This is a genomic window from Nitrosomonas sp. (assembly GCA_031316255.1).
Lineage (GTDB): Bacteria > Pseudomonadota > Gammaproteobacteria > Burkholderiales > Nitrosomonadaceae > Nitrosomonas.
This window is the reverse complement of the sequence record JALDQW010000001.1, coordinates 1,241,568-1,263,866: the sequence shown is the minus strand read 5'-3', so window position 1 is coordinate 1,263,866 and position 22,299 is coordinate 1,241,568. Positions and strand designations below refer to the sequence as shown.

The following is a 22,299-nucleotide window of genomic DNA, read 5'->3' as shown; positions in this document are numbered from 1 at the left end:
TAACCTCGCTATCTCATGGCTGCACTTTGTTTGACAATTTGCAACGCGGTATCAAAATCAATCTTGTTTAGTGATAAGGCATTGGCAATATCACCAATCGAAAGTGATGATTCTTCCTCCTGACTGATGTTTTCCGGTAATACTGAGTGATGTTGCTGACTATCGGCTGCTATTTCCAAACCAGTGGAAAGTAGTTTTTCGGCCTGATCAATTTGCCCAGGTTCCTGGTTGTCCAGGTCAAGCAGCTCAATCAGCAAATTTTTATGATTTGTTATCAAATAATCGGCAAGAGCGTCGATAGTCCTGTATTCTGTGAGCAGAGTGCTGGTAATATTCGGAAACGACCGGTTCAGAATAGTGATTGTTTGCATAATGAGTATGGAGTCCATTCCATAGGCTTCCAATGAGCGAGCACTATCAATTTTTTCTAAGGGCATTTGTAGTACAGAAGCTGCTAGTTGTTTGAGATAACCGATGCACTGTTCTCGTAAACTGTTCGGTGACAACTTCATTTTTGAACTGTCTTGTTTGTCTGGGGACTGTTGAGCGACTGCTTCTGCTTCGTTGATTGTGTAAATTGATTTAGACTTCAAAGAATCTGCGATCCAATAACGCTCTTTGGCAAAAGGATAAGTCGGTAAATCGCACCGTTGCGGTCTATGGTTTTCGTTATAGAGCCGGTTCCACTCAACAAACCGTCCTTTGACCCAGCATATGAGTACACGCTCATAGTTTTGATTCTGCAGCCAGTTATTTAAATCAAGCTCACTGACATCGGCTGCGGGTAATTGAGCGGTGCTATTCATGTCTATCTCGCCCACATACATATGCTCATGGTTTGTATCGCCGTTTATATAGGCTTTAAGTAAAAGCAGCAATTCTTTGCGATTTTTGGCCAGCAAGCCAAGGCGGTGTTCAAATGCTGTACGTCCGGTTTGAAGTGTATAGGCAATACGTTGAAGATCGAAACATTCATCCATCTGGTTTTCCAGATACATGCTCAGTTGATGTGCAAGCGCAACAAGTCTTTCTTTTGTTTTAGCGGATAACACAATCGGATAGCTTTTGTTACCGTTTGTATTTTCATCAGGTTTTGGTAATGGTTTGTCCGCATGCTCAGCAAGATATTCCTCAATGACGACATGTGCATTTGCTCCGCCAAAACCAAAACTGCTGACCCCGGCTCTCCGGGGTAGTGATGCACCGTTTTTATCCATTAAATTTGGCCAGTGTTCAGCGTTTTGAACGACTTTAAACGGCGTGTTTTCCAGATGTATATGCGGGTTTAATTCTTCGAAATGGCATTGTCCCGGCAGTACTTTGTTTTTAAGTGCGAGGATTGTTTTGATTACCCCGGCAACTCCAGCCGCAGCCTCCAGATGACCAATGTTGCCTTTGACTGAAGCGATGCCGCAGTAGCCCTCCTGCTGTATGGCCTGTCCGGATTTGAACGCATTTTTAAGGCCGTTCACTTCGATTGGATCACCCAGCGGCGTGCCTGTACCATGCAACTCAACGTAATTCAGGGTTGTTACATCTATTTTCGCTTTGCTGCACGCGTCGAGAATCAGCTCTGATTGCGCCCTGGGGTTGGGTACGGTCAGACTTGGAACCTTGCCGCCATGATTAACCGAAGTGCCTTTAATAACCGCGTGAATGGTGTCCTGGTCTTTAATGGCTTTATCTAGCCGTTTTAGAACAAGCGTGCCGACCCCCTCGCCTCTGACATAACCATTCGCTTTTTTGTCTAGTGGACTCAGATTCCCATCGGGACTTAACATGCCTGCTTTACTGAAGGCGATATAAAGTGTCGGTGAGATTAAGGCATTGACTCCTCCAGTAATGGCGACATCGCAATTTCCATGTTCTAATGACTTGACGGCCATATCCAGAGCCACCAAAGAACTGGAGCAAGCCGTATCGACTGGAATACTGGGACCTTTGAAATCGAAAAAGTAAGACACGCGATTTGCCGCAATGCTATGTACGCCGCCTGTTGATGAATATGCTTCTATATCGCTGTTCATCAGTAGTTCATAGTAATCATTACCGGAAATTCCGGTGAAAAATCCGACTTTGGAGTTTTTTGACAAATCCATCGGGGCGTAACCGGCATGTTCGATCGATTTCCATACCGATTGCAAAAGCAGCCTTTGCTGCGGGTCCATTAAAGCGGCTTCGCGTGGAGAAATGTTGAAGAAGGCTGGATCGAATTTGTCCAGGTCGTCGACAAAGTGACCCCATTTAATATTGGTCTTATGGGTTTCTTTGTTTGGGTCGCCGAAAAATGTTTTCCAGTCCCAACGGTTTACAGGTATTTCCGAAACAGTTGACTGACAGTCAATCAGTAACTGCCAGAATGATTCAAGATCGGGCGCACCCGGAAACACGCAATCCATGCCAATGACGGCAATATCGGTAGCGGGACTGGATTGAACATGAACTGAACTCGATTCATTTTTTTCGATTGAGTGCAGCCGTTTTATCTCAGTTTCTTGTTGTTCAAGCACGTGTTTGATTTTGTTGGCTTGCCTGATTCCTGCAGGTTTTACTTCGCTTCTTTCAATGGATTCATCGGTATGCCGGTTCTTTTCGTAAAAATGTGTCAACTCAGGGCGGAACTGTTCGAGTAAATGGATGTTCAGTTTTTCTAAAGAGGTATGTTCGAAAAATATTGCCGGACTGATTTTGATGGAAAACTTTTTGTTGAGTTGGCTGGATAGTTTTGCCAGAATTACGGAATCCAAACCCAGGCTAATGAAATCAACATCCGCAACGACCTGACCGGGTTTGAATTTCCCAAGGTCAACAATGATTTGTGTAATGTCGTCTCGCAGCATTTCGTCAAGATTTTCGGCGGATATTTCAGATTCTGCGCGGTGAACAGATGAATTGGCTTGCCGGTTGATATCACTGGAAACAATTTTTAATGTATTGGGAATTTCTCTCGATATGTCAGTAGCCTGAAGATTAACCGGTTTCGCACGTTCATAATAGGCGTAAATGTTTGTTTTGTGCTCATCAAGTAAGTAAGCAATCAATTTTTCCAGGTTGGTATGCTCAAAAAAAATGGCCGGACTGATTTTGAGAGAAAATTGCTTATTGAGTCGGCTAGCCAGTTTGGCAAGGATGACAGATTCCAGCCCAAGCGCCATAAAATCATTTTGTAATGAAATCTGTTCAGGGCTGAATTTCCCTAGCTCGGCAATCATGTTTTTTGTATCGATTTGCAGGTCAGATGCGATATCTGCGGCCGAGCTAGTAATAGCTAATGGGTTCTGGGATGAATCATTTTCATGAATCTGTTTTTTTTGTGTCATTAGCGGATCGGCAGTTGCCTTTTCGTTTTTGACGACGGCGATCTGGTTTTGTCCCAAATGAAAAATTTGCTCAAAACACTTCATTCCTTCAGCTGCTGCCAGCGGCGCTCCAAATGAATCGTCTAACATGTCAGACACATCTGCGCTTTGCCCCATTTTTCCATCTTTCCAGAGAGGCCAGTTGACGGTTAGTGACAAGCCCTGGCGGAGCTGTTTTTCGACCAGAGTTTGTCGATAGGCCATAAAAGCATCCATAAATCCGTTGGCAGCGCCATAGTCGCATTGACCGGGATTTCCCAATAGTGATGTCAGGGATGAGAACACTAGGAAGAAATCCAGCGGTTCGGAAAAAGTGGATTGATCAAGGTTAATGGTGCCCTGCAGTTTGGGTTGCAAAACTTTTTTCAGGGACTGGGTATTTTTGTTTATCAACAGATTGTCTTCCAGTACGCCAGCACAATGAATTACTCCGTTAATAACACCATACTGTTGCTTGGCTTTTGTAATAACCCGTTCAAGGCTGTCCGAGTCAGTTATGTCAGCTTGCAAGTAAAGCGCATCCTCCGTAGCGTGCCTGATACTTTTGATAAAAGCATCGTCATCGCTATCCAACGAAGAGCGGCCAATCAGAACTAGATTAACGTTGTAATTTTGGGCCAGGTAACGAACCAAAATTTTGCCGATTCCACCCATGCCGCCAGTAATCAAATAAGTGCCACCGGCTTTGATTGCGCTAAAGTCAAAGTTTGCAGATTTTCGTGGCATATTGATATCTTTAAGGGGGTGTAATTGCCATTCAGAGCGGCGCTGTCCATTTTCTGAATATCGAATCCAGTTGCCTGCATTGTCATCTGAAACCCTTAATTCATTGATCACCGGATCTATCCAGGCAGATAATTCAATACTATCCATTTTATTCAGCTGGATCGAAATGACACTGTTGACGGATTTAGTGTATTCGGTCTGAACACTGTTGAAAAATCCATTGATGCCGCCTTCGAGTACCTGCTGAGAGGTGTCTTTTTTACATATATTTACAAATAATTGCCGTATTGTTTTAGATGAGCTGAGGCAGTGTTTATTGATATCAAATAAGGCGACGATGCTCTGTTGGGTTTGAAAACATAACGTATTGGGTTCTTTTTGTGATGTTGAATCCTGCAAGCAGACAATATGGCTGATATCATTTTTTACATCATTCAAAAAAACCGCCAGTTGAGCGTTTGCATTCTGTTCCAGAGTATTCAGATAAAGTCTGCCCGGTTTTTCTGGGTGTTTCTTATCCGAAAGAATGATTTCATAAACAGGATGGTTATTATTGATCCGGTTTAATGTTGCACAGAATTGTTCGAGCTGGTCTGCATTATTTGAAACAACGATAAAGCCTGTTGCATTTTCAACAGAGGACTTCGAACTGTTTTTATTGATGGCCGTTTCTACCCAAGCCGGTGAAGAATAGGTTATCGCGTTGACAGCACCGTGAACGTGTCCGCTTAGTTTTTGAATTTGACCCGTTGATAAATTGGTTTCTCTAAATGAAAAGTTTTTTACTTTCATTAAAATAACACCCGATTGATCAACAATCGTTACATTAAACGAGCGAACTGAGTGGTGACTTTCGTGTAGCGCTTTGTTATCGCTTGGCTGTACCAGCGAATAGAGTGTGTCGGGTAAAGTGGCGTAAATTTCCACTTCTTCAATACTATAGGGCAGAAAGAGCGCGCCTTCTTTTTGATGCGTTGTTTCCAGGATATAGAGTGCTGTCTGCAGCGCACTATCCAGCAGACTTGGATGAATATGGTAATGATTTCTTTCCTGGCTGTTTAATGAGGCGGGCAAAGTTATTTTGCCAAGTGCCTGGACGCCATTCCATTTGATCCAGTTAATTCCCTGAAATCCATCCTGTAAATTGAGCCCTTTTTTATGAAACAACGCATAAATCTGATCTGAATCAATTTGGTTTTGCAAGCTGCTTTCGATTTCATCGATTGGAATCGAACTGTTTCTTTCCAGCTGCAAGTGATTCATTGATGGGTCAAGATAGAGGCATTGCCCATAGCCATGGACAGTCGTTTTTCCATTCTTTTCCGTGCAGGCCTGCAAATAAAACTCATCATCTTCAACAAGTAATTCAGTAGAGACCTGAAGTTGCCGGGATTCTTGCGTAATGGGCTCCAGCCAGGCAAGATTATAAAGTTTGAGGGGTTTTAATTCTTCTGTGCTTAAGGCGGCGGCAGAGCGGAACATTTCAATATAAGCCACGGCCGGCAGCACTTTAGTGTCACCCACAATATGGTCTTTCAGGAAAAACTCTTCTCCTGTAAATATTGAATTAAAACGTTGAGTGGAAAGTGTGGATCGATTTTCATGTATCAAAGGATGCAGTTTTGAAGCACCCTGGTGTTCGCCGATAATTTTTTCAACCTGGCCAGTTGAAATCCAATAGCTTTCTTTGGCAAATGGATATGTCGGTAAATGGATACGGCGGGGTTTATCCGATTGATAGAGCAGATTCCAGTTAATTTTGAAGCCTTTTACCCAGATGTCGAGCAGCTTGCCGTATTTCTTACGGGCAATCCAGGCTTCAATAATGCTGCCAATGTCTTCATCGCTTCCAAAGATACTCAGAATGTCTTTATGATTGGCGATATTGCCGGTATAAATATTCTTGGCAGTATCCTTGTTTAAATAGGCTCCAAGCGCGTTTTGAAGTTCTGCTACGGAGCCCGCAATAATGCCGAGCCGTTCATTCATTGCTTCCCGGCCAGTCTGCAATGTATAGGCCAGATCGCTTAAAGAATCTGTCAGAAGATTCTGATCCAGAAAATGCAATAGGTGGGCGGCCATTTCGCGAAGCCGGTTTTCATTCTTCGCAGATAACACAATCATATTGGCGGCGTCAGGTTGTACATTTGCAGTTTCTGTTTTCCGGGCATCAAATTCTTCCAGCAGAATATGCGCATTGGAGCCGCCCGCGCCAAAAGAGCTGATACCCGCCCGGCGGGGGTAAGTTTCAGAAATGCCGTCGGTGATCAGTTCTGGCTGAGTCCATACTGACAAGCCGTGCTGCACCTTAAAGGGTGTTTGCGTGAAATCAATATTTGAATTCAAGGTATCGGAATGAATCGAGGGTGCGAGTTGCCTGTTTTTCATCTGCAAGATGACTTTTGTAATTGATGCAATGCCAGCCGCGGCTTCCAAGTGACCAATGTTGGATTTAACCGAACCAATGGCGCAAAATTGCTTGTCTTTTGTGGATACTTCAAATGCCTTGCGCAGCCCTGTTATTTCTATCGGATCACCAAGCGGGGTTCCTGTGCCATGGGCTTCGATATAACTGACTGTGCGGGGATTAATGCCGGATTTCCTGAACACAGTTTTGATGATATCCGACTGCGCATTTGGGCAAGGAACAGTATAACCATTGGTTTTTCCGCCGTGATTAACGGATGAGCCTTTGATTACCGCATAAACAGCATCGCCGTCTTTAATCGCTTCTGATAACGGTTTCAATATAATTGCGCCGACGCCCTCGCCGGGTACATAACCATCACCACCGTCTCCAAAACTGCGGCATCGGCCGTCCGTGGATAGAAATCTGTTCTGGGATAAAAACAGATATTTGCTTGAATGTAGCGACAGGTTAACACCACCCGCAATAGCTACCTTGCAATCCCCGTTATGGAGACTTTGGCAGGCAAAATGCACCGCTGTTAATGATGAGGAACATGCGGTATCTATTGCCAGGCTTGGTCCTGAAAAATTCATAAAGTAGGATACGCGGTTTGCAATGCTGTAGAGTAATCCGCTGGGTGCTACAATATTGCCTTTGAGTGTTTCTTCGGTGCCTATGGCCTGATAGGGTTGCCACAGTGCGCCGACAAACACACCGACCTGGCGATCGGAAGAATCCAGCAGCGCCTGCCGTGTATAGCCTGCATCTTCCATGGCGCCCCAGGCAACTTCAAGAAATAATCTTTCCTGCGGATCAATCAGTTCAGCCTCGCGAGGGGAGATATTGAAGAAAGCGGCATCGAATTTATCAATGTCATTAAGAAAAGCGCCTCGCTTGCTATAGATTTTGTTATTTTCAGGATCTGAATCAAAGATTGGCCTGAAATCAAAGTGCGATTCAGGGATGTCGGTTATGCAATCCGTACCTTTTTTGAGTACTTCCCAGAATTCGTTTACATTGTTGGCATGTGGATAACGTCCATCAATACCGATAATGGCGATATCTTCATTTAAATGGACGGACTCGGCAGGCTGGGCAGAAATTGCGCTATTATTGTGTATGTTTTTTGGTACGAAAGAATCTTTTTTTCTGTCTGTATCTGGAACTGCTTCAGAACGGATGCGATCATCTTCCTTGTTTGTCTTGGTCGAATCAGTTGAATTCACCGATGTATTTAAATCAAACAGATCCTGTAGTCGTGTCAGGTGATTTTCGGCAAAGTATTCAACCAGTTCTTCAATATTTCGATATTCGAAAAACAGTGTTTTCGAAAGCGAGCCAAATACCGCTTCGAACGCCCTGTTCAATTCCACGATCATGACCGAATTGATACCGTATGCTTCAAAATCTTCACTGGCTTCTATTTCGTCTACAGCAAGACCGATATGCGGTGACAAAAGCTGTTTGATAGCGTGGGTGGCTGATTTATACAACTCGGCAGTACCCTGGTCGGTGTTACTAGCGGCGGTAATGTTACCGGGTGGTGTTTCGACGGGTTGAATATCCGGTTCTGGAATGAATGTTTGGTCATTCTCGGATGTTGGTTGCGCCAGTTTTTCGGCATGATTTTCAATAAAATATTCAGCCAGTTCCTGAACATTTCTATATTCGAAAAATAACGTTTTCGAAAGCGGGCCGAAGGTATCTTCAAAAGATTTGTTCAATTCTACAATCATGATCGAGTTAATGCCGTAGGCGTCAAACGATTCATCGTTGTCAATTTCTTCGACAGACAATCCAATATGTGGAGATAACAGGTTTTTTATGAAACGATAGCTGGCTTGCGCAAGTTGTTTGGAAGATTGATCGGATGTAATTGAAGTTTGTTCAGGGTAGTTATTCTTGTCGTTATCCTTCTTTTCCACGTTCTTTAACGCCCGGATTGCAAAGCCTTTCAGGCGGGCGGCAACCAGACCGTCTTCTCTGCAGACAAGCAGATCAAATTTTTTCAGGTTGTCATTGCTTTTAGTTGATTTCGAATAAACCAGGCAGCGGCTTGTGACGGGTGCAAAAATTTCCAGTTCATCAATGCCCATGGGAATAAAATGCGCCTGTTGATTTTCTTCATTAAACCGGTTGCTGATCAAAGCTGTTTGAAAAACACCCGTGAGCATTGTTGGATGCAGCACATAGTCATCCACAGTATCTTCTATGCTGTCAGGCAAAGCCAGTATTGACAACGCTTCACCCTTGCTTAACAGGATTTGCTGCATGGGTTTGAAAGTCGGACCGACATGCAGCCCTTCAGCGATAATCTGTCGATAGACTTGATCAGGCTGTTGAACGGCGGTGCACCGGGAACGCACTGCATTTAAATCCAGATAATCCGGTGCTATTGACGTTGCAGCATTATTTTCACGGTTAACGAGTGTGCCAATCGCATGTACAATTTTTTCCCGGCTGTCGTTATAACTGATCACTTCATAATCATATCCGGACGATTTAGGCAGAATATTGATGTAGGCGGTAAAGTCTTTCTCAGGTGATGAGAGCTGGCGCACCCAGTAATTATTGGTCAGTTTGATAACAGCTTTGTCACCCAAAAGCAGATCGCCCGCCTGTCGTGCCATTTCAATATAACACGCGCCGGGCATATTATATTGGCCTTCAACCACATGATCTTCCAGATAAAATTCGGCGACATTGAAAGTCCTCTGGAACTGTTTTTCAGATGGATTGGACTGATTGACATCAATCAATGATGTATTGTGTCGCGACGGCGGCAATCCCTTTTTGCTCTGGCAATGGCTATCAATGAATCGAACAAACTGATCGATTGTGTCGAGTTCAAAGAACACGGTCGGTTTCAGGTTGATTTCGAATCGCGTATTAATATGCTGGATAATAGAAACCATTGAGCCGGAATCTAATCCCAGCTCACTCATGCTTATTTCGCCATCGATTTTTTCAGCAGCAATATCAAATAATTCAGAAAATTTATTTTTGACTTCATTTTCAATATCATTGTTAGCGATACCATTCATTTCTAACCCCGTTTGATTGATTTCGTGCTGTATAGTGATATCTGATTGTGTGTTTTGCTGGTTCTCGATGCCCAGACAGTGCGCAATTTTTGATTTGTCGCCGTCGATGGCGACAATATGGCTTAAGCCGTGCGAGTGACCATAACAACTTGCAAATTTCAGCCCTTGCTCGAAAATTTCCAATCCAGACTTTTCTTCCAAAGGCGCCATGCCGAATTCGTGCAATAAATGCGCTTCTTCCTCAGGTGTAACGCGCATGCCGCCTTGCGCCCATAATGGCCAGTTAATCGCCAGTGTAAAGCCGCTACGCTTGTTTTCATCGCGTAGCCGGTTTCTCAATGCTGCGTAACTGTCGAGAAAGCTGTTGGCTGATGCATAATCTGACTGGCCCTGATTGGGCATGAGCGCGGCTATTGAAGAAAACAGGCAAACAAAATCGAGATTCTCGTGACGGGTTGCAGTGTCCAGATTGAGCAAACCGTTTACTTTGGTATGGATGACGCGGCGAAAAGAATCCTCTTTCTTCAATAATATATATGCATCTTCGATTACACCGGCAGCGTGGATAACGCCATGGATATGTGGGTATGTATTTTTTATTTCCAGGAATGTTTTCTGCAATGCATCCGCCTGAGTAATATCGGCGCTGTAGTATGTACATTGGCCGCCCAGAGACGCGATGGCCGCTATTTTTTCCTGGATTTGTGCATTCAGTTTGGATCGCCCGATGAGCAGCGTGGTGGCATGGTATTTTTCTGATAAATACCGGGCAAAAATAAACCCCAACCCTCCGGCGCCACCGGTAATCAGGTAAACGCCGTTCTTTCTAAGTACTGTTTCTGAACCGTGAAGATGCAAATCCGGTGGCGTGAAATTAACGATTTTGCGTGTTAATCTTTTTCCCGATTCATGGCGGATTTCCAACAGCTTGTCGTGTCGCTCACTGGCAAATTCCCTTTGGGCCAGTTGAATAATCTCCTCAGGAGCTGCGCTATCGATTCCCGCAGACAAGAAACGCATATTGGGGTTTTCATAAATCAAGGTTCTGGCAAAACCGCCAATCAACGCGTGATAAGGCTGAGAACTCTTTGTTTCGTTCGGGTAGCAATAGAGTAACTTGACGTTTTTAGAGGCTTTTCTGGAAATAATGGCTTTGGTTAAACGCAGTAAGGAAATAATGCCATTTTCTATAGGATCGATAGAATTTGATGGTTCAGAATCAAAATTCCACAGGTAAAGGATATTGTTGATAGCGCACTTCTCATCTTTGAGGTACTGAATCATCTTCAGATAATCATCGAAATTTGCCGGATCAATTTGAATATGGTTACTGTTGATGATTTGATAGTTGCTACCAGGCGTGACCAGATATACGGGCCCATTGACAGAGGAATGAGACCAGGTGTTTTGTTGGAGCAAGTGATTGTCATTGCCAAAAACAATGAGATGATCCAATGATTCAGGTTGCAGTTGAATCTCTGTATTTCGCCATTCGGAGCAATAGTAAATATCCGTTTTCTTCTTTTTTGATACTTGAGATTGAATGTTTCCGGTTTGAAGCTGCTGGATATCCTGATGCGGTTTCAGATGGAGCGCTCTTTTTGTCAGACCGGTAATGTTAACCAGCAATTCACCCGTTTCGTTGCAAATCACGGCGTCGAAGACAATCTCATTGACGTTCGGATTATTGTTGTCGCGTTTTTTTGCATAAGCATAGCAATGCGCAGGAATCGGCTTAATGATTTCGATGCGCTCCAGATAAAATGGGACATACTGTTCATCTTTCCGATCCGATCCAAATATACTTAAAGCAACGATTGTCTGGAAAACGCCATCCATAATGCTCGGATGCAACACAAAGTCATCCAGGGTTTGTGCTAACACTTGCGGAATCTTCAGTTCGGAAAAGATGGCCTGACTGTTATAGAAGCAACGCTGTAAAGGCTGAAAGCTGGGGCCATAGTTCAAGCCATATGGAATAAACCGTTGATAAATGTCCTGTTGCAGTATTTCACGCGAACATGCCTTCTTAATTACAGGAATATTGATAGGAACCAGATCCAATGCGCTTAAATTTGTATGCCCGATTTCGCCTCTGCTGTGTAAGAATTTATGATGCAAAACCTGGAAGTTGCTGAAAGACGACTGTTCAGGTTGCCTGGTTGTGTTGTTGGACAGCTTGACATGAATGGGGAGATCCTCATCTTTAAGAATAACAGGATTAATCCAGTAAACATGTTGAATGGTATTGGCGTTCTGATTCCCGGCCACCTGATCATATGCGGCCCGGGCTATTTCCAGATAGGCAACGCCAGGCAATAATTTTTCATCCTGAACGCAATGATCCCGGATATAAAAATCATTGGGATGCAGGGTTTTATTGAATACAATTTCCGCCATTTTAAAATCACTCTTTGGAGCAGAGATTGCAATCGGATTTTTTTCCGGGGTTTTAACTGGCGCTACACTTTCCTGATTGAACCAGCAGCGTTTTTTCATAAACGCATAGACCGGCAACGGTATTCTCGAAGCGCTGTTATTGTTACTATAAAATTCAGTCCAATCCAGCTTTGCACCCTGTGTCCATTTCTCCGCAAGTGATTCAAGCGACATTTCGGCATTTACCTTAATTATGGACGGCCTTTCACCTTTTTTAATCACGACACTACCTATAAAACAGGAAGTGTTTGATACACCGTTTTTGATGTAATCAGCCAATTGGCGAATTAATTCCGCTTTACTGGAAACGATCAGTGTCAACCGTTCTGTGAATTGATCCCTGCCCACCTGATGGGTATAGGCAATGTCTTGCAAACGGGGTGCGCGGTCACCCATGTTTTGGCCCGGGGCGTTCAGAGCAGATAAATACTGCAGTAAATTGCCAGCCTGTTCTTTCAGGCCTTCTTTTTTCTTGGAAGAAATCAATATCAATTGCGGTGTTTCTTCTTCATCCGTTGTTAAACGGACAGCTTTTTTAACAGGTGCTTCTTCCAAAATAACGTGCGCATTAACGCCGCCCATGCCAAATGAACTCACGCCGGCCCGTCTCGGTATTGTCTTGCCGTTGTCAGCTAGCAAAGCTTCCCATTCGATATTCCTGTCGGCGATGTAAAAAGGACTTTGTTCCAGATCGATATAGGGATTAAGCTTTTTAAAGTTACGTAACGCGGGAATTTTCTTATGTTGCATGGCTAAAATGGCTTTGATAATCCCGGCAATGCCCGATGCGCTTTCCAAATGACCGATATTGGTTTTAACCGAACTGAGCGCACAAAATTCGGTGCTTCTTGGCGCCGATTTTTGAGATATTCCCTGCTTTGATTTAAACGCCTTTTTCAATGCATTGATTTCAATCGGATCGCCCAGTGGCGTGCCGGTGCCATGTGCCTCAATATATGTAATAGTTCCGGGATCGACATCGGCGTTTTCCAAAGCGGTGCCGATCACCTCAGACTGCGCTTCTACAGTCGGAGACGTCAGAAAATTGGCTCGTCCGCCATGATTGATCGCTGAGCCTTTAATCACGGCGTGAATAAAATCGCCTGCTTCAATCGCTTTGGTCAGTGGTTTGATGAACAGTATGCCCGCGCCTTCGCCTCTGACATAGCCATTTGCCTCGGAATCAAACGTTTTGCATTGCCCGTCAATAGACAGCATCCCGGATTTGCTGTGCGAGATAAACATGGTTGGAGCCAGCAGGGCATTGACGCCACCCACCAGCGCGGCTTCACATTCACCGCAGCTGATATCGCGCATGGCATTATGCAATGCAACCAGACTGCTGGAGCACGCTGTGTCGACCGGTTCGCTTCTGCCATGAAAATCAAATAAAAAAGAGAGCCGATTGGTGAGAATGGAATGTACAGTTCCTGTTGAGATGAATGGTGCTATTTCATTACGCGATTCTCGCATCATTTCACTGTAATCATTTTTCGAAACCCCGGCGTATATGCCGATCTTTCTTCCTGCCAGGCTTTCAACACTGTATCCCGCATCTTCTATGCAGTGCCATGCTGTCTGCAGGAATAAACGGTGCTGCGGATCAATATATGCTGCTTCCTTGGGCGATATGTTGAAAAACAGGGGATCGAATTTATCGATGTCATCAATAAATCCGCCCCATTTGATATTGGTTTTATTGGTATCGGTACGTGGATCGCCAAAATATGCCTGCCAGTCCCAGCGGTCTTTGGGAATTTCAGCCACGCAATTTTTTCCCTGAATAAGATTTTCCCAATACTGCGCATAGTTTTCAGCACCGGGAAAACGGCAAGCCATACCAATTACTGCAAAATCAATTTTTTTTTCTAACACGGTTTCACCTTTGATCTTTTTGTTGTTTTGCTGGAACTGTCTGGCAGCCGAATGTTATCCAGCAAAACAAGTGAAAAGAATGCGCCTTTATTTGGCTTTATTGATTGATTCAGTTCAGTTCTGTTGCTCAATCATGGTTTCTTCAAAGCCAAGTCCTGGGAAAGTCAACGTATTCCGGGCTTGAGCAACAAACTGCCCATTAGAGAGTTTATGCAGCTCGGTATAGGCCCAACCCAAGCCTTCGCCCCATTCCGGATGAAATAATTCACAATTGATAATTAAGCCGGTGCCGACAGGAAAATTGGGTCCGCGGGATTGAAACCGGATAACAATATCTTCATATTTTTTACCGCGTTGGATGATATAGGTGCCTTCTGCTGCTAACATCGTTCCTGCGGGCGCGTGTACGCCGGCGAACTCCCCGGCTAGATCAATTCCCGAAGGATCGACCACTACTGCAATAAAACCGCCCTCCAAAATCGGAAATCCATTTCCCGGGTTATTTTCTTTACCTTCTCCGGTCATCATGATGGCTTTGAAATTGATGGTGGGATCTATTTGGAAGCCGGTAAAAATAACGCCCGGATTATTTACATCGATGCCAAAACGTTGTTCAAGAAATTCAATTGCCGCTTGCTGTTTATTTTCGATTTCCTGATCACTTAGGCCTAAAATATTTTTGAAAAATGCTTTGCCATCGCCACCAATCAGCCCGTCTCTAAAAATAGATCCGTCTACAGAGTCGAATGGGCGGTTTGCGACAAAAGTTATTGCTTTGGTCAGATTGTCCGGCGCATGTTTGCTTGCCGGATATTCGGCTTTTTTCGACTTGTGCGAATGTTCTGCAAATACTGTGGGAGTTAAAAAGAGTGTAATTAAGAGCGTAGAAAGAAATCTCATTATCAGGATTTTGTTCATGATGTTTGCCTCGGTGTTATAACGCCCCGCGGTGAATGCAGGGCGATTACATAATTGATAAACAGGTTTTGGTGAATCAGTTCTGTTCTATCATGGTTTCTTCGAATCCCAGGCCCGGGAAAGTCAAGACATTTCTTACCTGAGAGGTAATCCGGCCATCGGAAAGGTTATGGAACTCAAAGTATCCCCAGCCGAGACCTTCGCCCCATTCCGGATGCATTACTTCACAATTGATGATGCCACCGGTACCGACTGGCTGCATCGGCCCTCTGGATTGATAATTAATTACAATGTCGTCGCCTTGTTTGCCGCGTTTGATGACATAACTGCCACCGGACGCAAACATGGTGCCTGCAGGTACCCATGTGCCTTCAAATTCGCCGCCCAGCTCAATCCCGGCCGGATCAATTACCGCAGCTGCGAAACCGCCATCCAAAATCGGGAAGCCTTCTTTTGGATCATTTCCTTTCCCTTTTCCGGTCATCATAATCACGCGGTAATCGGCATCCGGATCAATCTGAAAGCCCGTGAAATGTATTCTGGGGTCGTTAACATCGATACCGAAACGTTCAGCATAAAAAGCAATGGCTGCATTACGTCTGTCTTCGATTTCCTGGTCACTCAGGCCCAGTACATTTTTGAAAAAATTCATGCCATCACCGCCGAACAAGCCGTCTTCAAAGAAAAGGCCATCGACAGAAACAAATGGGCGGGTGGAAATAAAAGTCATGGCTTTGATAAGGTTGTCAGGATCATCTGAATGTTTACCGTGATGATGCTTGTCGGATTTATGGGATTTATGGGATTTGTGGGATTTATGCGTATCATGCGATTTATGGGAATTATCCGCTGATGAAGCTGTTGCAAATACAGCCAGCAATAAAGCTGCAACAATCATTGTAATATTTTTTGTTAATTTCATAATTTCTCCTTGCAATAAAAAGTTATTGAATACATTGCTTAATGAGCATTCGAAAATCCATCTTTATCGGATAGCTACACTCTCCTGTACTTGGTTACACGTTGAATAATTAATTTGCTATGTCGATTTTTCGATCGGCTGCATACTCATCCCGGTCAGGAGCGGGTGAAGATTACAGTGATGTTTTAAACCGCACAGTGAAAAAACTCACAATTACGTGAAAAAAAATGGAATTGCTCTAAAGGACTAAAGGTGAGGTGGCCATGAATAGTTGGCCACTAAAATGGCAAAGTTAACGTGTTATTTTCTGTATGAATATTTTAGTAAATAAAAAATAATTACAACTATCCTGCTAACTTTTCTTTCAGAATAAATTTGGAGGAAAAATCTTATCCAGTTTTTGTACAACTAAATAGGCTGACATCGGATAGATGTGGCTAGGAATGTTGACGGAAAACATCCATCGCCGCTTAAAACGTAAGTTACCTGGTCAATTTCGGATCAGTATCAATGCCGTCTTTATGAATGTGTTCTTCCAGCACTTCAATCCAGTGCCTGACCGGTAAAGCCGTGCCGCTTTGTATATGCATCAGGCAACCGATATTGGCAGTTAGGATTTGTTGAGGACTGCCGGATTCAAGTGCGGATACTTTGTTTCTGAGTAACTGTTGCGACAACTCGGGCTGTAAAATGGAATAAGTGCCTGCGGAGCCGCAGCACAGGTGTGCGTCTGGAACTGAAGCGAGTTCGAAGCCGGCTGTCTGCAAAATGTGTTCAATCAGGCCTTTGATTTGTTGACCATGTTGTAGCGTGCAGGGTGAATGGAAGGCAAATTTGCTGGGAGTTGAATCTTTCCTTGATTTTCGTAGCAGCTGTATCAATTTTTCCTGCTCCGTAACCAGAATTTCACTGATATCCCTGGTCATGGCCGAGATCCGTTCGGCTTTTTCTGCGTACGCCTGGTCGTGGCGCAGGATATGGCCATAATCCTTGACGGTCACTCCGCAGCCGCTTGCGGTCATGACAATCGCTTCAATTTCATTGCGTTCAATAAACGGCCACCATGCATCGATATTTTTGCGCATGGCCTCCATGCCTTCTTCCTGTGCATTCAGGTGAAAGGCGATCGCGCCGCAACAGCCGGCCTGCGCCGATTTTATCAGTGAGATATCCAGCGCATCCAGAACCCGTGCAGCAGCCGAATTAATATTTGGCGACAATGTCGGTTGTACGCAGCCGTCAAGCACCATCATTTTACGTTTATGACGCGGTGCGGGCCATTGCCGTACTGCATTGTTGGGTTTTGCCGGAATCGATTTTTTTAAACTGTGCGGCAGGAACGGGCGAAACAATCGCCCGATTTTAATCAATGGTTTAAACAGTAAGGGGTTCGGAAGGATTTTGCGTAACAGGTACCGCAATCCTTTTTTTCCAGCAGGGCGATCAACCTGTTTTTCAATCAGGTCGCGGCTGATATCAACCAGTTCCGCATAGCGCACACCGGACGGACAGGTGGTTTCACAGGCGCGGCAGGTCAGACACCGGTCCAGATGCAACTGGGTTTTTTGCGTCACGGGCTGACCTTCGAGCATCTGCTTCATCAGGTAAATACGCCCTCTGGGACTGTCCAGTTCGTCACCGAGTAACTGGTAAGTCGGGCAGGTCGCCAGACAAAATCCGCAATGCACGCAACTGCGTAAAATGGCGTCTGCATCTTTTCCCTGGGGTGAGTTTTTGATGAAATCGGCGAGTCTGGTTTGCATGGCTTCTTAAAATTCAGGATAAAGCCTGCCAGGATTCAAAATTCCCGCAGGATCAAATTTTTGTTTCAGGCGCTGATGGATGCGCATTAGCCCGGGTTCAAGCGGTTGAAATCGCAGTGCGGCCTGGTTCTGGCTGCGGAAAAGTGTGGCATGGCCACCCGCTGATTTGGCCGCTTGTCGTATTGAATTTGCCGTAGCGTTGCCGCTGCATTCTTCGTCACAGGCCAGCCAGCGTAACGCGCCATTCCACTCAATCAATTGCCTTGCGTGCAGTTTGGGTAACGATAACGGGGATGCGGTCGATTTGATTGACAGGCGCCAGAGCGAGATGGCCGGTTTAAAAAAATTATGCGTTTGATCGCGCAAAGATTTCCAAAAAAAATCGCCTTCGCTAAAGATTTCTCCGCCGAGCTGTTTTTGTGCGGCGCTGACTGCGGACTCTGAACCGGACAAACGGATATACAATCGATTGCTGGTAAAGCCTGTTGCAGAAATTGGCAATGGCTTGCCTGCCCAGCGATTGGTGAATTCAATTGCACAGGCTTCGTCCATGTCCAGAATCAAGGTGCGTTCAACAGCCGGTAACGGTAACACCTTGAGTGAAACTTCCAGTAATACACCCAGCGTGCCCATAGCGCCTGCCATCAAACGGGATACATCGTAACCCGCTACATTTTTCATGACTTGTCCACCAAAATGCAAGTCCCGGCCATTTCCATCCAGCATGCGCACACCGAGCATGAAATCGCGTACAGCGCCTGCAGATGGGCGGCGCGGGCCGGATAAACCGGCGGCAACACTGCCGCCCAAAGTGGATGCATTGGAAAAGTGTGGCGGTTCAAATGCCAGCATCTGGCCATTTTCATGCAGTAACGATTCAATTTCCATTAATGGCGTGCCTGCACGGGCGGTGATGACCAGTTCGGTCGGTTCGTAATCGATAACACCCCGGTAGGGCGTTACATCCAGTTTTTTCGCCTGCGTGGTTGACGGATAACCATAGAATGCCTTGCTGCCGCCACCCGCGATAGACAGGGGTTGACTGCCTTCTGCGGCGGCCCGGATGGTAGAAGAAAAATGATCGATAACAGCGTTCATGTGAAATAAAGCAGGTCTGGTTTTCAGAAGCGGGGTAAATCAGGGAATCTTTCCGAACCACTGTGCACATGCATTGCGCCCAGTTCGGCGCAGCGATGTAATGTAGGGACGGCTTTCCCCGGATTCAACAATCCCTGTGGATCGAAAGCCGATTTAACGCCATGAAAAATATCCAGTTCACTCGACTTGAACTGCACACACATCTGGTTGATTTTTTCCATGCCGACACCATGCTCGCCGGTGATGGTGCCGCCGGCCTGAATACACATTTCCAGAATTTTTCCGCCAAATTCTTCGGTTTTTTCCAGTTCTCCCGGTGTGTTGGCATCATAAAGAATGAGCGGGTGCAAGTTGCCGTCACCGGCATGAAACACATTCATGCAACGCAGGCCGTATTCTTCTGACAGTGTTTCTATTCCGCTTAAAACCGTTGCCAGATGTTTTCTGGGGATGGTGCCGTCCATGCAGTAATAATCGGGAGAGACGCGTCCAGCGGCGGGGAAAGCGGCTTTGCGGCCCGCCCAGAAGCGCAATCGTTCCGTTTCATCGCGGGAAGTGCTGACACTGGTCGCGCCGCTGGTTTTCATAATGGCGTTGATACGTTCAATTTCATCGGCAACTTCCTCGGTTGCGCCGTCAGATTCGCACAACAGAATGGCTTGTGCATCCAAATCATAACCGGCATGCAGGAATTCCTCGACCGCATGGATAGTGATTTTATCCATCATTTCCATTCCGGCGGGAATGATTCCGGCGGCTATGACATTGGCGACCGCATTGCCGGCCTTCTGAACATCGTCAAAAGCCGCCATAACCAGTTGCGCCTTTTCGGGAATGGGCATCAGTTTCACGGTAATTTCAGTGACAATGCCGAGCATGCCTTCACTGCCTGTCATCAATGCAAGCAGATCAAAGCCGGGGCTATCGAGTCCATCGCCGCCAATTTCGTGATGCTCGCCATCTATCGTTAACAGGCGTAATTTAAGAATGTTATGGACTGTCAGGCCATATTTCAGACAATGCACCCCGCCGGAGTTTTCCGCAACATTACCGCCTATAGAGCAGGCAATCTGCGAGGATGGATCGGGCGCGTAATATAGCCCGTGCGGTCTGGCTGCATCACTGATCGCCAGATTTCTGACGCCCGGCTGGACGCGCGCCGTTCGAGCGAGCGGATCTACTTCAAGAATTTGGTTTAATTTTGCCAGCGACATTAAGATACCTTTGGCATGCGGTAATGCGCCGCCGGATAGCCCGGTACCCGCGCCGCGGGCAACTAAAGGGGTTTGTGTGGCATGACAGAGTTGCAATATCCGGGCAACTTGTGCTTCCGATTTTGGCAGAACGACAATCATCGGCGTTTGCCGGTAAGCGGACAGGCCGTCGCACTCGTAGGGCCTGAGATCTTCAGTTTCGTGCAATACCGCTTCTGCAGGCAGGAACGCGCACAAGGCGTTGATTAAGTCTTTTGGTGACATGGAGGCTATTTAACAAAGCGTATTATTCTGTTTTCTTTTTTATTTCATGGTTGGCCAGTTTTTCCAGCATTCTTACTATAGCTGAATTATCCCATTTTGCGCCACCATGTGCGATACATGCATTATACAGTTCATGCGCTGTCGCAGTATTGGGCAGACTGATGCCAAGTGCTGACGCGCTGGCAAGAACGATATCCAGATCTTTTTGCTGTAATTCAATTCGAAAGCCAGGATCAAAACGGCGGTTAATCATGCGTTCGCCATGAACTTCCAGTACCCGGGAACCTGCAAAGCCACCCATTAATGCCTGACGCACTTTTTCAGGATCGGCGCCGGATTTTGAAACAAACAATAGCGCCTCGCCCACAGCTTCTATCGTCAGCGCGACGATAATCTGGTTGGCAATTTTACAGACCTGGCCTGCGCCGTTTTCACCGATTAAGGTGACCTGTTTACCCATTAATTCAAAAACAGGTTTGACCGTGTTAAATACCGCTTCGTTCGCACCGACCATGATCGTCAATGCTGCATTTTGAGCACCAACATCGCCCCCGGAAACCGGTGCATCAACATAATCATGCCCGAGTTTATTTATTCGTGCAGCGAATTCGCGGGTAGCCAGTGGCGAAATCGTGCTCATATCGATAATGGTGCGGCGTATCTGCGGATTATCGCCGGAATTTTGTATACCCGCAGTCACACCGTTTGCGCCAAACAGTACTTTTTCGACATCCGGTGTATCGGGCAGCATTGTAATAATCATCTCTGCGCGTTGCGCCGCTTCCATGGGTGTCGCACAAGCGATTCCGCCCAGCGCGACCAGATCGTTCGGCACGCCGCTTCGTGTCTGAAGAAAAACAGTATGTCCACCCTGAATCAGATGTCCGGCCATGGATTTACCCATGATGCCCAGACCGATAAAACCGATGTTTGCCATATTGACTTGCAAAATATTGTATGAAAAGCAGCAGCTTGTTGCTGTTTGTTGTTATTTAGTATAAAGATATTAACAATAATTGTCTGTATTTCTTCATACTTGTTGAGCTATCTACAAAAACACTGTAAATTAAAAAGAGCAAATATCCAAATAATACATATGATTAAATCAATTTCATGGTCAAAGCACGCTAGGCAATATAGCTGCGGCCTATTCGTTATTATTCTTCTAAGCGGCTGTCAGACGTTTTTGAGCCAGTCACCTGAAGATTCCGCGCCGATAGCCAGTACGCTGCCTGTGCCTCAGGCCAGCCATGAATTCATTTTTGATGCGTTCCGCGACGATGTCGTTGGCAGCGTGCAGGTGATCACCGCCGAATATGAAGATACGCTCTCGGATATAGCGCGGCGGTTCAATCTAGGCTTTGATGAGATCGTAAGCGCTAATCCGGATGTTGATCCGTGGCTGCCGGGAAAAGGAACGCAGATTGTGATTCCGACACAATTTGTATTACCGGACGCGCCCCGGGAAGGCATCGTAATCAATCTCGCGGCAATGCGTTTGTTTTATTTCCCTGAGGTTAAAGACGGCGAGCCGCAGAGAGTCATTACCCATCCGGTCGGCATTGGCCGCTTGCAATGGAAAACCCCGGAGGGGATAACCCGGATTACCGTCAAGGACGAGAATCCAGTCTGGCGGCCGACACCGTCAATACACAGAGAATATGCCAAAAACGGTAATCCTCTTCCAGCCGTTGTTCCGCCAGGACCGGATAATCCGATGGGTTCTCATGTATTAAGACTTTCCTGGCCAAGCTATGCCATACATGGCACCAATAAGCCGGCAAGCATTGGCCTTCGTGGCAGCTTTGGCTGCATCCGCATGTATCCGGAAGATATTGTCGGGTTGTTTGACGATGTAACGGTCGGTACCCCAGTTCGGGTGATCAATCAGCCCCGGCTTTTCGGCTGGCGCGGCGATCAATTGTACCTGCAGGCTTATCCGGTACTGGAAGACGACAAGCGCAAGCACGACAAGCTGTTCAGTCAATCAATGAAAGCCACGCGAACCGCCCTTAAAGCACAAATCAATGCGCGTCCCCATCTTACGGTTAATGAAAAACTGATCGATGAAATAATCCGTGATCCACTTGCTACCGCGATACCGGTTACGCAACAGGATTTGACGATACATTCATATTTGAATCAAGCCAAACATGTACAGAATACGCTGCCGCAAAATGCGACCTGGGCGGGTGAAATGAATCAACAAATGACCACAGCTGAAATACCGGAAATGGTGAATGAAGAATCAGAACAGGTTCGCTAGT

General features: G+C 45.7%; 8 protein-coding genes. 1 reads left to right on the top strand and 7 read right to left on the bottom strand.

Translation table 11 applies throughout. The features are described 5' to 3' along the window. Positions 1-8: 8 nt before the first annotated feature. The 7 genes from MRK00_05695 to MRK00_05665 all read right to left on the bottom strand — a co-directional run bounded on the left by MRK00_05695 (position 9) and on the right by MRK00_05665 (position 20,969). The gene (locus MRK00_05695) at positions 9-13,853 is read right to left on the bottom strand and encodes an SDR family NAD(P)-dependent oxidoreductase (protein MDR4516868.1); all 13,845 of its coding nucleotides are present in this window, start codon (positions 13,851-13,853) and stop codon (positions 9-11) included. A gap of 114 nt (positions 13,854-13,967) precedes the next feature. Further along, on the bottom strand, positions 13,968-14,771 hold the full coding sequence (locus MRK00_05690; GenBank protein MDR4516867.1) for a hypothetical protein: 804 nt from the start codon (positions 14,769-14,771) through the stop codon (positions 13,968-13,970). A 76-nt stretch (positions 14,772-14,847) separates the two neighbouring features. Then, positions 14,848-15,693, bottom strand: coding sequence for a conotoxin (locus MRK00_05685; protein MDR4516866.1), 846 nt, complete (start codon positions 15,691-15,693; stop codon positions 14,848-14,850). Positions 15,694-16,175: 482 nt separating this feature from the next. Beyond that, positions 16,176-17,456, bottom strand: coding sequence for a glycolate oxidase subunit GlcF (glcF, locus tag MRK00_05680; GenBank protein MDR4516865.1), 1,281 nt, complete (start codon positions 17,454-17,456; stop codon positions 16,176-16,178). 6 nt (positions 17,457-17,462) lie between these two features. Further along, on the bottom strand, positions 17,463-18,554 hold the full coding sequence (gene glcE, locus MRK00_05675; protein ID MDR4516864.1) for a glycolate oxidase subunit GlcE: 1,092 nt from the start codon (positions 18,552-18,554) through the stop codon (positions 17,463-17,465). A 23-nt stretch (positions 18,555-18,577) separates the two neighbouring features. After that, positions 18,578-20,032, bottom strand: a complete 1,455-nt coding sequence (locus MRK00_05670) for an FAD-binding protein (protein MDR4516863.1) — start codon at positions 20,030-20,032, stop codon at positions 18,578-18,580. A 22-nt stretch (positions 20,033-20,054) separates the two neighbouring features. Beyond that, on the bottom strand, positions 20,055-20,969 hold the full coding sequence (locus MRK00_05665) for a 2-hydroxy-3-oxopropionate reductase (GenBank protein MDR4516862.1): 915 nt from the start codon (positions 20,967-20,969) through the stop codon (positions 20,055-20,057). A gap of 249 nt (positions 20,970-21,218) precedes the next feature. Between MRK00_05665 and MRK00_05660 the strand changes: the two genes are divergently transcribed. Continuing rightward, positions 21,219-22,298 (top strand): L,D-transpeptidase family protein, encoded by a 1,080-nt coding sequence (locus MRK00_05660; GenBank protein MDR4516861.1) that lies wholly within the window; start codon positions 21,219-21,221, stop codon positions 22,296-22,298. Position 22,299 lies beyond the last annotated feature (1 nt).